This window comes from Fundidesulfovibrio soli (genome assembly GCF_022808695.1).
Classification (GTDB): domain Bacteria; phylum Desulfobacterota; class Desulfovibrionia; order Desulfovibrionales; family Desulfovibrionaceae; genus Fundidesulfovibrio; species Fundidesulfovibrio soli.
This window is the reverse complement of sequence record NZ_JAKZKW010000005.1, coordinates 14,223-26,640: the sequence shown is the minus strand read 5'-3', so window position 1 is coordinate 26,640 and position 12,418 is coordinate 14,223. Positions and strand designations below refer to the sequence as shown.

The following is a 12,418-nucleotide window of genomic DNA, read 5'->3' as shown; positions in this document are numbered from 1 at the left end:
CTTAAAACACAAGCAGATACATCATACTGCCAACTGAGCCACCTCCAACAGAGCTTGCATTGCAACGCAACCCTGTCGATGCAGCGTCGGGAGCGCGAAGGTGACTTTGAAGTGCCGCCCCCCCCAACCCTCTGCAGGACAGGCGATACTACAAACTGAGGCGCTGACACGAGATAGATACGCTTTCGAAAGGCGGAGTCACGCCACTCTCCGCTTTGGCTGGCATCGGCCGGACGCATCATCAAGGCTGTCCTTGCCCTGGCATATCCATCTGCCCCCAAGCCACACCGGGCGAGGATCAAGGACCTGGATGAGGAGACGCACACCGGGGGAGCCTCCTGGGCGTCAACCTTGGCGAGGCACTATTTCCAAAAAATGAGCAACGACTTAAAAAATGTCTTGACCAAATTGATGTACGCCCGCGGGAACGTATTCATATCCGCGTTCCTATTGTACGCACAACGATTGACATACGTCATGTTGTCGTTGACCAGCCCATACAGAGACGAAACGCCGTGCTCGATATGCTCATCTTTTGCCACACCCTTCGAATCAGTAGGCGGCGCATTGAAAACAACGTCAATTCTGTCTTTCTCTGGTTTCTTATCCATGAACACTGCTCCTTGAAGGCATGCCCAAAGCGCACTGCACCACAGACACCGCTCTACGGTGTTGAGCGAACAGGGACAACCGTGCCGCGAATTCCGGCTTCAACCAGCCTGAAATTGTCACCCCGTCACGCCTAAAAATAGCGCATACTTGTCTTCTTGAACTCTTTCCTGCTCTTGAGCACGTCGTACTCCTCCAGCCCGCTGAGCCGGGCCAGTTCGGCCACGGTCTGCGCGCACTCCTCCGGGGTCTTGGCGTGCACCATCGTGTACAGGTTGTACGGCCAGTCCATGCAGTTCACGCGGTGGTAGCAGTGCGAAATTTCGGGCCGCGCGGCCATGAACGCCCCCATGCGGGGCATGTCCTCGTCGTCCACGTACCAGGCCACCATGGCGTTGGAGCCGTACCCGGCCTTCTGGTGGCGCAGGGTGGCCCCGAAGCGTCTGATCTCGCCGCGCTGCTTCATGCCGCGCACCAGCTCCAGCACCTCCTCCTGGCTCACCCCCGCCTGCCTCGCCACCTCGGCGAAGGGATCGGGCACATCGGGCAGGTCGCCCTGCACCAGCGACAGGATGCGCCGCTGCGTTTCCGTGAACTGCTTGGCTCCGCTCATTTCGTCTCCTTTCTACCCTACGTATAACGACTTTATCTCTAGCGGCAACCTGTGCTACTGGCAATCCCGGCGGGGCGATAGCGACACCCCCGCTTCAAGTCTCCCGCCAATATTTCAGGAGCCTCCCATGAAGATCGCCATCATCGGTGCCGGCAGCTGGGGCACGACCCTGGCCGACCTGCTGGCCAAAAAAGGTATCGAGACCACCCTCTGGGTGCGCGAAATGGAGCTGCTGGCCTCCATCAGGGCCACTGGCGAGAACACCTGGTACATGCCCGGCGTGAAGCTCGCCCCCAACCTTCAGGTCACCATGGACCTGCCCAAGCTCTGCGCCGAGCACACCCTGTACCTCATGGCCGTGCCCAGCCAGTTCCTGCGCGCCGTGCTTGGCGAGATGCGCGAGCTGCTGCCCAAGAACCCGGCCATCATCTGCGCCAGCAAGGGCATCGAGCTGGACTCGGGCAAGACCATGTCCGAAGTCTGCGAGGAAGCCCTGGTGGGCAAGAAGCACCGCTTCGCCGTGCTCTCCGGCCCCAGCTTCGCCTACGAGGTCATCCGGCGCATGCCCACCGCCATCAGCCTGGGCTGCAAGGACAAGGACCTGGCCAAGCAGGTGCAGGAGCTCTTCGCCACCGAATACTTCCGCGTCTACACCAACCCCGACGTGCGCGGGGTGGAGCTGGGCGGCGCGGTGAAGAACATCATCGCCATAGCAGCCGGCGTGGCCGACGAACTGGGCTTCGGCTCCAACGCCCGCGCCGCGCTCATCACCCGCGGCCTGGCCGAGATAACCCGCCTGGGCGTGAAGATGGGCGCCGACCCCAAGACGTTCATGGGCCTCTCCGGCCTGGGCGACCTGGTGCTGACCTGCACGGGCGACCTCTCCCGCAACAGGCAGGTGGGCAAGCGCCTGGCCCAGGGCCAGAAGCTCATGGACATCCTGGGCGAGATGAAGATGGTGGCCGAAGGCGTGAAGACCACCCAGGCCGTGCACGCCCTGGCCAAGAAGTTCAAGGTGGAGCTGCCCATCACCGAGCAGGTCAACGCCATCCTCTACGAGGGCAAGGACCCCGCCCAGGCCGTGCGCGACCTGATGACCCGCACCCTGCGCGGCGAGTAAGATGAAGAGCGGGGCGCCGCCCCGCACCCCGCCAGGGGGATGATCCCCCTGGACCCCGCAATCAAAAACCGGGAAGGCTCCGCCTTCCCGGTTTTCTTTATTAGCGCCCACGAGCGCGAAGCTACTGGGGGTGCAGGGGGATCATCCCCCTGCCCGAGAGCCTGGGCGGCAGGGTTTGGGGAGGCAGCGCCTCCCCAAGAATAGCCACGCAACTAAACCCAAGCCCACCGAAGACACCGCACCTGCTTGCGGTGTTTCAAGCGTGGTGGACCGCGCCTGGTCCGCCCCTGGCCTCCGCGCCGACGAAGCGGCGATATTCTTCAAATACAGCGGCGTTTCGGCGGCGCGGAGGCCAAGGCCGGACCAGGCAACAGGCGCTTCAGCCCGCCGACCCCACCCAGGCGACCCAGACCTGCCTGCTGCGCGGGCCGTCGAACTCGCAGAAATAGACCCCCTGCCAGGTGCCCAGCATGATGCGCCCGCCCGAAACGATGAGCGTCAAGCCGCAGCCCATGCAGCTGGACTTCAGGTGCGCGTCCGAGTTGCCCTCGGCGTGGCGGTAGTCGCCCCGCTCGGGAACAAGGCTGGCGAGCGTGACGAGCATGTCGCGCACCACGTCCGGGTCGGCGTTCTCGTTGATGGTCAGGCCGGCGGTGGTGTGGGGGCAGTGCACCTGCAGCAGGCCGTCGCGCCAGTCGTTTGCGCGCACCAGCTCCTGGAGGTGGGCGGTGATGTCCTGCATCTGCTCGCGGCGGGCAGTGGAGAGTGAGAGCTTGTGCATGGCGGTGCCTCCTTGAGCGGCGTGCTGCGACCAATCATCGATTCGGCCTAATCAAAAACCCTGGTGGCACGGCGCAAGAAAAAGTCAAGGCCGACGCGTATTGGGCATACGCGAGGGTTTGACTTTTTTGAAGCAACGCAGCCAGCAAGGATTTTGATTAGACCGCTAGCGGCCCGAGGCGCACTTCCTGGCCAGGTCCGCCAGGATCTCCCTGGCCATGAACTCGGTCTGGGGCTTGGGGAACTGGCCGCTGGCCCCCACGGATTCGCCCTTGTGCTGCGTCTCCTCGGTGATGAGCGAGGAGAACAGGTACACCGGAATCTTCGCGAGGGCCGGGTCGTCCTTGATGGAGCGGCACAGGGTGTAGCCGTCCATCACCGGCATTTCCACGTCAGAGACCACAACCGTGACCAGGTCGGTCACGGGGACGCCCTGCCCGGCGGCCTGGGAGGCCTTTTCCCGCAGGACGTCCAGCGCGGCCTTGCCGCTGTCGGCCGACTCCACGGTGAAGGCATTGTCCTGCTCCAGGGCGCGCTTGACCATGCGGCGCACCAGGGCCTGGTCGTCCACGTGCAGCACGCTGACGCAGCGGTCCGAGGTCACGCCCGTGGCGATGCCGAAGAAATCCTTGCCGGACTGCGGGTTGAGCTCGATGACGATCTTCTCCATGTCCAGGATGAAGACGATGTGGCCCTCCAGGTTCACGATGCCCGTGAAGGCGTCGCGGGAGTACTCGTTGATATGCTTGTCGGGCTGCTCCACGTCCTTCCAGCTCACGCGGTAGATGCGCGTGATGCCGGTGACCAGGAAGGCCGTCATGACCTGGTTGAACTCGGTGATGATCAGCTTCTGGGTGTCGCAGGGGGCCTGCTCCTGCTCCAGGTAGCGGGCCAGCTCCACCACGGGGATGACCTTGTCGCGGTCCTTGAAGTGGAAGGCCCCCCACACGGAGGGGTGCGCGGTGGTGGGCGGGCGCATGACCTGGTCCGGGATGCGCGTGATCTTGATCACCTTGGCCACGTTGATGCCGTAATACTCCCGCCGCACCGTGTCTCCGGCCTGGCGGTCGATGTAGAAGCTCATGATCTCGACTTCGTTGGTGCCTACTTCCGTGAGCGCCAGTTGCTGGCCGTTGCTCATACGCATCCTCGGTGGGGACGAAAAAACAGGGTTCGTCTTGCGGGGCCGACCGGACAAGAGCGCCTGGCCCGCGACGCAACACTACCGCAGCGCGGGCCCGGAAGAAAGGCCGTATTCGCCCCCGGATCAGGCCCCGCTGGTGCGGCAGCCGTGGGTGAAGGCGGGGTCGTAGAGCTTGGAGCGCGTCCCGGCCCCGGCCCCGGGCAGCACCAGGAAGAGCGTCTGGCGGGTCAGGCCGCGCTCGCGCACCAGCTCCGGGAAATCCCGCACCGTGGAGAGGTGCAGCTCCTGCTCGGGCCAGCCCACGCGGTGGGCCACGGCCACCGTGGTATCGGGGGCGTGGCCTCCGGCCAGCAGCTCCTCGCGCACGGCCTCGGGCTCGGCCGAGGCCAGGTACACGGCCAGGGCGCTGCCGTGGCGGGCCAGCTCGCGCAGGGCCTCGGCCTCGGGCACGGGTGTGCGCCCGGTTATGCGCGTAAGGATGAGCGTCTGGGTGATCTCGGGGGCCGTGGCCGGAATTCTGAACGCGGCGGAGGCGGCGGAGGCGGCCGTGACGCCCGGGACCACCTCGTAGTCCACGCCCTCGGCTTCCAGCAGCCGGGCCTGCTCGGCCACGGTGCCGTAGAGGGCCGGGTCACCGGCCTGGAGGCGCACCGCCCGGCCGCCGGCGCGCACGGTCTCCATGATGGCGGCGTGGGTCTCCTCAAGGGTCATGCCTGCGCTGTCCAGGATGCGCGCGCCCGGCCTGGCCATGTCCACCACGGCCTTGGGCGTGAGCGAGCCGGGATAGATGAGCGTGTCGGCCTGGGCGATAAGCCGGGCGGCCTTGAGGGTGAGCAGCTCCGGGTCGCCCGGGCCCGCGCCCACGAAGTGCACGCGCGCGCTCACCCTTTGCTCCCTTCGGGGGGCGCCTTCGCGGCCATCTTGCCGAAGGTCCAGGTCAGGGCCACGGCGTAAAGCGCGGAGCCGACGCCCAGCAAGGTGTTGTAATAGGGCGGCGCGGCCAGGGCCAGGCGGATGCCCAGGGTGGCCAGGGCGTAACCCGAGTTGCGGAACACGGCCATGTAGCCCGGGATGAATCGCTGGGAGAGCAGCACCAGCAGGATGTCCGCGAAGACGAGCACGGTGTAGAAGGTGTCGAAGAAGTCGAAGGTGTGGTGCTGGGTCAGGCCCTGCCAGAGCGCCCTCGCCCCGAGCACCGTGAAGATGCCCAGCAGCACCAGGGCCACCATCTTCTTGGAGGCGATGAAGGCGTAGCGGGCGTAGCCCGAGCGCGAAAGCTTGAGGTTGGGCTGGGGCAGCATCCCGTACACGCCCAGCAGCCCGAAGATCACCAGCGCGCCCACCCCGTCGGAGACGATGTGCATGAGCGGAGCCCAGTCCGTGGTCAAATGCAGCGGCTCGGGCAGGTTGATGAGCTCCTTGAAGGAGTTGCGCAACAGGATCAGGGAGAGGATCTCGAACTGCTTGCCCATGGCCTTGGAGAAGGAGCACGGCAGGATGAAGATCAGGCCCAGCACCTCCAGGATGAGCACCAGGGTGAAGGCCACGTTCACCGCGGCGAAGTGGTGGTCGGGCACGAAACCCGTCATGGAAGGCGGCAGCAGACCCAGGCGCTTGAGCTCTATGCCCGCCAGCGAGGCCAGGAAGATGATCACCAGCGCGCCCGAGATGGTGCGCTCCGTGCGGTGGTCGTTCCAGAACTGCGAGATGGGCTCGAAGATGTCTGTGGTTATTTCATAGGGGGATTTCATGGCAGCCTTCCCGCGGCACTGTGCGCCGCGGCCTGTCGGATGTGCGGCGGGCCTGCCGCCACTTGAGCGAGAATTTCTAGGGCAAACGCGCCGGTTTGTCAGCAGCGGCGATGAACACCGGGTTCCGGGCCGCCAGGCGCAGGTCCCCGGCCAGGGGCTCGGCCTCGTCCGCGCGCACCTGGAGCACCTCGAAGGCCCAGCCCAGGCGCTTGAACAGCTCCAGGGCCGCCCCCAGCGAGGAGAGCAGCACCGTGTTGAGCACCAGCCGCCCGCCCGGAGCCATACGCTCGCAGCAGGCTTCCAAGGCCTGTGTCCCGCCGGAGAGGGAGCCGCCCATGAAGATGCGCGTGGGCTCGGGCAGGGCCGCGAGAGCCTCGGGGGCCGCGCCCTCGGCCACGTCCACCTGCCAGGCCCCGCAGCGGGCCGCGTTGCGCCGGATCATGACGCAGCGGGCCGGGGAGCGCTCCACCGCGAACACGCGCCCGCGCGGCAAGAGCGCGCTGGCCTCGATGCCCACGGCGCCGCTGCCCGCGCCCACGTCCCAGAGCAGGCTCTCGGGCTCCAGGCGCAGGGCCGCGATGGAGCAGGCCCGGGCCGGGCCCTTGGTCATCAGGCCCCCCTCGGTCTCGTAGAAGGCGTCCGGCCTGCCGAGCTGAGGCCGGGGCGCGCCCGGGGGCATCTCCAGGAGCAGCAGGTTCAGCGGGGAGAAGCGCAGGGCCGCCGCGCCGGGCAGGTCCAGGGTGTGGAGCTTTTCGCCGGGCAGGCCCATGTCCTCCAGGATGCGGGCGCGGGTCTGCGGGGGCAGGCCCCTGGCCAGGAGCATGGCGCAGAGGGCGTCAGGAGAGTTGGCCGCGTCCGTGTACACGGCCGCGCGGCCGGAAAAGGCCAGCGCGCAAAACAGCGGGCCGGGGTCGACGCGCCCGTGCAGGGAGACGGCGGGAAGGTCATGCCAGGGCAGGCCCAGGCGGGCGGCCGCGGCCTGCACCGCCGTGACACCGGGGGTGAAGCGCAGGGCCCCTGGCCCGAAGCGCTCCAGCAGGCGCGCGCCGATGCCGAAGTACAGGGGGTCGCCGTCGGCCAGCACGGCCACGCGCAGCCCGTCGGCCCGGGCCTGGGCCACACGCTCCAGGGCCTGGTCCAGCGGGCCGCTCAAGGGTATGGCCGTTTTGCCCAGGTGTTCGAATGCCGCCAGCTGGCGCCCGCCCCCGGTCAGCACGTCACAGCGCGCAGCCGCCTCCAGCGTGCGGGGGCAGGGCTCGCCGCCTATGCCCAGGCCCAGGACCTCGATGGCCGGGAGGCCACCCTCTGATTGCGTCGGCACGTTTCCCTCCGGGCGCGGCTTTACTTGGGCCGCGCCCCTGGCTTAGTGAACACCCACACGCGGCCCGCGCCGCCATACGAAACAAAAGGAAAAGCCATGATCAAGCACATCGTCATGTGGACCCTCAAGGACGAAGCCGGCGGCAAGACCAAGGCCGAAAACCTGGCCACCATGAAGTCCCTGCTGGAGGCCCTGCCCGGCAAGGTGCCCGGCGTCATCGACCTGGAGGTGGCCACCGCATCGCTGTTCGAGTCCGTGCCGCCCACGGACATCGTCCTCTACACCACCTTCCCCGACAAGCAGACCCTGAAGGCCTACGCCGTGCACCCCGAGCACATGAAGGTGGTGGAGTTCATCAAGTCCGTGGTGGCCGAGCGCCGCGTGATCGACTACGAAATCTAGCCTTTCCGCCCGCAACGCGCCAGCCCGCGCCCGTGCCCGCGCTCGTGAAGGCCATCCCGGCCCTCGCGGGCGCGTTATTTTTCCGCCCCGGCCTCGGCCAGCACCCCCGTTTCGAACCCGAAACAGCAGATGGATATCTTCAGGTCCGGGCCGCCGAAGCCCCTGGCCGCGGCCAAGGCGGCCTGGGCGGTCAAGCGCGCGAACTCCCGGCGCAGCGGCCCCTCAGGCACCAGCTCCAGGGCGTGGCGGGCCGTGTTGGCCCGGGCCACGGCCTCGCGGATATCCGCCGTGCAGCCCGCATCCCCGGCCAGGCGGGACAGCAGGGCGAAGTCCGTGGGCTCGGCGTGGGCGTGGGTGTACTCCAGGCCCTGGGCCATCTTGGCCAGCTTGCCGAAATAGCAGCCCCAAACCACGGCCGTGAAGCCCAGCGCGGCGGCCTGGCGCAGGGCGTGGGCGAAGAAGTCGGCCGCCTGCACGAAGGCCCGCTCGGGCAGGTCCGGCCGACGGGCCATGAGCAGGCGTTCGCTGCGCCTGCCCGTGGAGAAGGCGGCTGCCTGCAGTCCCGCGGCCCTGGCCACGCGGAGGACCGAGTCGATGGTGGCCTGCCAGGCCGCGTGGCTGAAGGGCTTCACCACGCCCGCCGTGCCCAGGATGGAGATGCCGCCCACGATGCCCAGCCTGGGGTTGAGGGTGTGGCGGGCGATGGCCTCCCCGTCCTCCACCTCGATGAGCAGTTCGGCCCCTCCTGCATAACCGGCCTGATCCAGGGCCTCCTGCGCGGCCATAAGTATCTGCGCCCTGGGCGCGGGGTTGATGGCGGCCTGGCCCGGTGGCACGGGTAGACCGGGCAGGGTGACGCGGCCCACGCCGCGCCCGCCGTCCAGTTCGATGCACGGTCCGATATCCTGCAGGGGCCGCAGCCGGGCCACGCAGGCGATCGTGGCCCCGTGGGTGGCGTCGGGGTCGTCCCCCCCGTCCTTGACCACCCAGGCCCGGGCCGTGTCCCCATCCCGCTCCGCGCCCGCCACGGGCACGGCCAGGCGGCCCTCTGGAGCCCCCGGCGGCAGGGGGATGTCCGCCACGCCGGGGGCGCCCCCCGTGAGCAGCAGGTTCAATGCCGCCTTGGTTGCGGCCGCGGCTGCGGAGCCCGTGGTGAAGCCCTGACGCAGGGGGCGCTCGCAACGCTGCCTGGCGCTCATGCCCGGTCCTTGAGGCGGGCGGTGAGCATGGCCGCCGCGAAGGCCGGGGCCAGCTCCGGGTTGGAGGCGAAATGCAGGTGCACGTAGCTGCCCAGGGTGTTGCCGGAGACGAAGCCCTCAGGCCCTTCGATGGCCCCCTTGCGCCCGCTCAGGGCGTAGGCCCCACGGGCGGCCCCAGGTGCGGCCCCAGGTGCGGTCGCGGGTGCCGGGGTCCCGCCCGCCAGGCGCGAATAATGGAACTCGTGCCCCCTGGCCCTGGTCCCGGCCGGGCCGAGGGGCGTATCGCCCAGGAACACGGCCTCCCTGTAGCCCAGGGCCGCGAAGCGCTCGCCCATGACGGCCCGGCAGGGGAAGACCCCGCACATGGGCCAGGAGCGGCCCTCCCCGTTCTCAACGGCCTCCACGGCCTCCATGAGCACCATGAAACCGCCGCACTCGGCGTACACGGGTTTGCCCGAGGCGCAAAATGCCCGGATGGAGGCCAGCATGGACCCGTTGCCCGAGAGCTTGGCCGCGTGCAGCTCGGGGTAGCCGCCCGGCAGGTAGAGCCCGTCCAGGCCCGGAGGCAGGGTGGCGTCTTCCAGGGGCGAGAAGGGCACGATCTCGGCCCCGGCCAGCTCCAGCAGGCGCAGGTTCTCCTCGTAGCAGAAGCAGAAGGCCCGGTCCCGGGCCAGGCCCAGGCGCACGCGGGCGGGCGGGGCCGTGGACGGGATTGGTGCGTCGGGCGCGGGCACGAGCGCGGCCGCAGGCAGGCGGGCCAACAGGGCCGCCGGGTCCAGGGCCTCCACCCAATCGGCCAGGCGGGTCAGCCAGTCGGGGGGCGTCCGGGCGTCCTGCGCGGTGACCAGGCCCAGGTGGCGCGAGGGCAGCGCGATGTCCGGGGCCTTGGGCAGGCAGCCCAGCAGGGGCACGCCCGCGCGCTCCATGGCCTCGGCCAGAATCTCGCGGTGGCCCGGCCCGCCCACGCGGTTGAAGACCACCCCGGCAAGGTGCAGCTCCGGGTCGAAGCGGGCGAAGCCCTGGGCCAGGGCCGCCGCGCTGCGTGCCATGCCCGAGGCGTCCGCCACCAAAAGCGCGGGAATACCCAGCAGCTTGGCCATGTGCGCCGCGCTGCCTAGCTCGCTCGTACCCGAGAGTCCGTCGAAGAGGCCCATGGCCCCCTCCACAAGGGCCGCGTCCCCCCCGGCTGCGTAGCGGCCGAAAATTTCCCGGTTGGCCCGGGGGGAGAGCATCCAGGAGTCCAGGTTGTGGCTGGTTCGCCCACAGGCCAGGGCGTGCAGGCCGGGGTCGATGAAGTCCGGCCCGGTCTTGAAGGGGCGCGCGTCCAGGCCCGCGCGGCGCAACCAGGCCAGCAGCCCCAGCGTCACGGAGGTCTTGCCGCACCCCGAGTGGGTGCCGGACACGAGCAGGGTTTTCGTCATGGCCCGGCGATGATAGGGGAACTGTCAGACATGGACAAGCACACCGAAAAGCTGCTGCGCACCATACCCGGCATCGGCCCGGCCATGGCCCGCGACCTCTACAGCCTGGGCGTCCGCGCCCCGGAGGACCTTGCCGGGCGCGACCCGCGGCAGCTCTACGACCAGCTCCGGGAGATGTCCGGCGGCAAGCTGGACCGCTGCGTGCTCTACGTGTTCCGCGAGGCGGTCTACTACGCCTCGACGCCGCCGGAGAAGCGCGATCCCGAAAAGCTCAAGTGGTGGAACTGGAAGGACCAGTCCCCCTAACGCTTCAAATCCCCAAAGTTCCTGCGCACCTGATCCAGGCGCTCCCGGTAGCCCTTGGCGTCCCCATACGCGAAGAAGAACCTGTAGCGGCTGTGCACCGCCTTCACCGGCCGGGCGTGGCGCACCGGGCACCAGAACTGCTCCGTCCTGGCGGCCACCTCGGCCACGTAGGCGATCACCCCGTTGAAATAGCTGCAATAGGCGCAGTTCACCTTCTCGATCCAGTTGAGGTAGCGCAGGGTCTGGCGGTCCATGACCACGTAGTCGCCCCGCTTCACGCGCGGGATGCCGTACACCGGGAAGCAGGCCAGCTGGTACAGGCTCACCACCACGTCCATGATCACGCAGGGGATCAGGGCCGACCAGATCACCGGGATGGTCAGGATCATCATCACGCCCGAGTCGTACACGTAGTCCGACCACTTGGCGGCCAGCTCCCGGTGGTAGGCCTCCACCTCACGGGCGAAGCGGACCTTCTTGTTCCTGATGGTGTAGAGGAACTCGTTCTCGGTCTTGCGCAGCTCCTCCACGAGTTCCTTTTCCAGCTCCTCGATGCTCTCCAGTATCTCGTCCACCCTGCTCATGAGCCGTCCCCTTCTCGACGTATACGGGGAAGGCTCCCCTGCCTCGGCTGATAGCATTCCCGGGGCCGGGCCGCAGCCATTTTCACCCGGCCCGCGCCCCGGGCCGAAACGATAGACCGGGGGCCGGGGCACTGCCCCGGCTCCCGGCACCCTCTCGCGCCGCCAGCCCGGAACCGCGCAAAAACCGGGCCCGCGGCGCGTTCATGGGCTCTCACGCGGTGAGCTTCGCCGCGATCTGGGCCACGTGCCTGCCCTGCCAGACCGCGCCCTCCAGGTCGATCTCGGAGGGTATGCGCGAGCCGTCGGCCCCGGCGATGGTGCTGGCCCCGTAGGGGCTGCCGCCCTTGACCACCTCCACGCCCGTCTGGCCCTGGTAGGCGTAGGGCAGGCCCACGATGACCATGCCCTGGTGCAAGAGCGTCACGTGGAAGGTCAGGATGGTGGATTCCTGCCCGCCGTGCTGCGTGGCCGAACTGGCGAACACCGAGCCCACCTTGCCCACCAGCGCGCCCTGGACCCACAGCCCGCCCGTGGCGTCCAGGAACTGGCGCATCTGGCCGCACATGTTGCCGAAGCGCGTGGGCGTGCCGAAGATGACCGCGTCGGCCTTGCCCAGCTCCTCCACGGTGCACACGGGCACGTTGGCCATGAGCTTCTGGGTCTGCGTGGCCCCCATCTTCTCCAGCACTTCGGGGGGCAGGGTCTCGGGCACGCGTCGCAGCACCGGGGTGGCGCCTGGCACCTGGGCCACGCCCTGCGCCACGGCCTGGGCCATGGTGTGGATATGTCCGTACATGGAATAGTAGACGATGAGCACGTTCATGCGAACCTCCGTTCGTCGGTCTGAGTTCCCATGCTACCTCATTTCACATAAAAGCAAAGACCCGAATGTTGACTGGCGCGATGCCCCGGCGTAGAGCGCGTGTACGAATCGCCGAATCCCGCTGGAGCGGGAGCGGGGGAACCACCCAACGGGGCGCATCGCTGCGTGTGTCGCGTCCATGAAAAACATGTCCATGTTTTTCATGGAACAATAATGATTTTAAATTATTATCCTCAAAATTCATACTCACTGTCTTTTGAGGGCGTCACGCAAGGCGTAGGGCAACCTTTCGGCCCGAGCCCGTCAGCTAACCTCGCAGGCGTCGAAGGGGCTTCCGTACGTTGC

At 67.9% G+C, this 12,418-nt stretch carries 14 protein-coding genes and 1 riboswitch; of the genes, 3 read left to right on the top strand and 11 right to left on the bottom strand.

Annotated features, from left to right (window positions below; translation table 11 throughout):
- Positions 1–362: 362 nt before the first annotated feature.
- Both MLE18_RS07175 and ahbB read right to left on the bottom strand, forming a co-directional pair.
- A complete protein-coding gene (locus MLE18_RS07175) occupies positions 363–611 on the bottom strand; it encodes a hypothetical protein (protein ID WP_243368742.1) in 249 nt (82 codons plus the stop codon).
- Between the two features lie 131 nt (positions 612–742).
- Positions 743–1,222, bottom strand: a complete 480-nt coding sequence (gene ahbB, locus MLE18_RS07170) for a siroheme decarboxylase subunit beta (RefSeq protein WP_243368740.1) — start codon at positions 1,220–1,222, stop codon at positions 743–745.
- Positions 1,223–1,349: 127 nt separating this feature from the next.
- Here ahbB and MLE18_RS07165 point away from each other — a divergent pair, with 127 nt between their 5' ends.
- On the top strand, positions 1,350–2,342 hold the full coding sequence (locus MLE18_RS07165; protein WP_243368738.1) for an NAD(P)H-dependent glycerol-3-phosphate dehydrogenase: 993 nt from the start codon (positions 1,350–1,352) through the stop codon (positions 2,340–2,342).
- A 379-nt stretch (positions 2,343–2,721) separates the two neighbouring features.
- Here the strand turns inward: MLE18_RS07165 and MLE18_RS07160 are convergent, their stop codons facing one another.
- The 5 genes from MLE18_RS07160 to cbiE form a co-directional block, all read right to left on the bottom strand.
- The gene (locus MLE18_RS07160; RefSeq protein WP_243368736.1) at positions 2,722–3,123 is read right to left on the bottom strand and encodes a secondary thiamine-phosphate synthase enzyme YjbQ; all 402 of its coding nucleotides are present in this window, start codon (positions 3,121–3,123) and stop codon (positions 2,722–2,724) included.
- A 165-nt stretch (positions 3,124–3,288) separates the two neighbouring features.
- Entirely contained in the window at positions 3,289–4,263 is a 975-nt protein-coding gene (locus tag MLE18_RS07155) for a chemotaxis protein (RefSeq protein WP_243368734.1), read from the bottom strand.
- Positions 4,264–4,389: 126 nt separating this feature from the next.
- Positions 4,390–5,151 (bottom strand): precorrin-4 C(11)-methyltransferase, encoded by a 762-nt coding sequence (cobM, locus tag MLE18_RS07150; RefSeq protein WP_243368732.1) that lies wholly within the window; start codon positions 5,149–5,151, stop codon positions 4,390–4,392.
- The gene (locus MLE18_RS07145; protein ID WP_243368729.1) at positions 5,148–6,017 is read right to left on the bottom strand and encodes a hypothetical protein; all 870 of its coding nucleotides are present in this window, start codon (positions 6,015–6,017) and stop codon (positions 5,148–5,150) included. Before MLE18_RS07145 ends, cobM begins: the two co-directional genes overlap by 4 nt.
- A 76-nt stretch (positions 6,018–6,093) precedes the next feature.
- Positions 6,094–7,338 carry a precorrin-6y C5,15-methyltransferase (decarboxylating) subunit CbiE gene (cbiE, locus tag MLE18_RS07140; protein WP_243368727.1) on the bottom strand — a complete coding sequence of 415 codons (1,245 nt, stop codon included), beginning with the start codon at positions 7,336–7,338 and terminating at the stop codon, positions 6,094–6,096.
- 96 nt (positions 7,339–7,434) lie between these two features.
- On the opposite strand from cbiE, the gene MLE18_RS07135 reads away from it, so the two are divergent.
- A complete protein-coding gene (locus MLE18_RS07135) occupies positions 7,435–7,740 on the top strand; it encodes a Dabb family protein (protein WP_243368725.1) in 306 nt (101 codons plus the stop codon).
- A gap of 74 nt (positions 7,741–7,814) precedes the next feature.
- Here MLE18_RS07135 and MLE18_RS07130 read toward each other — a convergent pair whose 3' ends face one another.
- Together MLE18_RS07130 and MLE18_RS07125 are read right to left on the bottom strand one after the other, a co-directional pair.
- Positions 7,815–8,939 carry a cobalt-precorrin-5B (C(1))-methyltransferase gene (locus tag MLE18_RS07130; protein ID WP_243368723.1) on the bottom strand — a complete coding sequence of 375 codons (1,125 nt, stop codon included), beginning with the start codon at positions 8,937–8,939 and terminating at the stop codon, positions 7,815–7,817.
- On the bottom strand, positions 8,936–10,360 hold the full coding sequence (locus MLE18_RS07125) for a cobyrinic acid a,c-diamide synthase CobB (protein ID WP_243368721.1): 1,425 nt from the start codon (positions 10,358–10,360) through the stop codon (positions 8,936–8,938). Before MLE18_RS07125 ends, MLE18_RS07130 begins: the two co-directional genes overlap by 4 nt.
- 30 nt (positions 10,361–10,390) lie before the next feature.
- Here MLE18_RS07125 and MLE18_RS07120 point away from each other — a divergent pair, with 30 nt between their 5' ends.
- A complete protein-coding gene (locus MLE18_RS07120) occupies positions 10,391–10,666 on the top strand; it encodes a helix-hairpin-helix domain-containing protein (RefSeq protein WP_243368719.1) in 276 nt (91 codons plus the stop codon).
- Here the strand turns inward: MLE18_RS07120 and MLE18_RS07115 are convergent.
- Both MLE18_RS07115 and wrbA read right to left on the bottom strand, forming a co-directional pair.
- The gene (locus tag MLE18_RS07115; RefSeq protein WP_243368717.1) at positions 10,663–11,250 is read right to left on the bottom strand and encodes a hypothetical protein; all 588 of its coding nucleotides are present in this window, start codon (positions 11,248–11,250) and stop codon (positions 10,663–10,665) included. The genes MLE18_RS07120 and MLE18_RS07115 overlap by 4 nt on opposite strands.
- A 211-nt stretch (positions 11,251–11,461) precedes the next feature.
- Positions 11,462–12,073 carry an NAD(P)H:quinone oxidoreductase gene (wrbA, locus tag MLE18_RS07110; protein WP_243368715.1) on the bottom strand — a complete coding sequence of 204 codons (612 nt, stop codon included), beginning with the start codon at positions 12,071–12,073 and terminating at the stop codon, positions 11,462–11,464.
- Positions 12,074–12,172: 99 nt separating this feature from the next.
- Positions 12,173–12,410, top strand: a riboswitch (cyclic di-AMP (ydaO/yuaA leader).
- Positions 12,411–12,418 lie beyond the last annotated feature (8 nt).

Bases quoted from the DNA above. Each gene is read 5' to 3' on its own strand.
- MLE18_RS07145 (WP_243368729.1), bottom strand. From the start codon at position 6,017: ATGAAATCCCCCTATGAAATAACCACAGACATCTTCGAGCCCATCTCG.
- MLE18_RS07155 (WP_243368734.1), bottom strand. From the start codon at position 4,263: ATGAGCAACGGCCAGCAACTGGCGCTCACGGAAGTAGGCACCAACGAA.
- MLE18_RS07120 (WP_243368719.1), top strand. From the start codon at position 10,391: ATGGACAAGCACACCGAAAAGCTGCTGCGCACCATACCCGGCATCGGC.
- MLE18_RS07165 (WP_243368738.1), top strand. From the start codon at position 1,350: ATGAAGATCGCCATCATCGGTGCCGGCAGCTGGGGCACGACCCTGGCC.
- MLE18_RS07135 (WP_243368725.1), top strand. From the start codon at position 7,435: ATGATCAAGCACATCGTCATGTGGACCCTCAAGGACGAAGCCGGCGGC.
- MLE18_RS07115 (WP_243368717.1), bottom strand. From the start codon at position 11,250: ATGAGCAGGGTGGACGAGATACTGGAGAGCATCGAGGAGCTGGAAAAG.
- MLE18_RS07175 (WP_243368742.1), bottom strand. From the start codon at position 611: ATGGATAAGAAACCAGAGAAAGACAGAATTGACGTTGTTTTCAATGCG.
- ahbB (WP_243368740.1), bottom strand. From the start codon at position 1,222: ATGAGCGGAGCCAAGCAGTTCACGGAAACGCAGCGGCGCATCCTGTCG.
- MLE18_RS07160 (WP_243368736.1), bottom strand. From the start codon at position 3,123: ATGCACAAGCTCTCACTCTCCACTGCCCGCCGCGAGCAGATGCAGGAC.
- MLE18_RS07125 (WP_243368721.1), bottom strand. From the start codon at position 10,360: ATGACGAAAACCCTGCTCGTGTCCGGCACCCACTCGGGGTGCGGCAAG.
- MLE18_RS07130 (WP_243368723.1), bottom strand. From the start codon at position 8,939: ATGAGCGCCAGGCAGCGTTGCGAGCGCCCCCTGCGTCAGGGCTTCACC.
- wrbA (WP_243368715.1), bottom strand. From the start codon at position 12,073: ATGAACGTGCTCATCGTCTACTATTCCATGTACGGACATATCCACACC.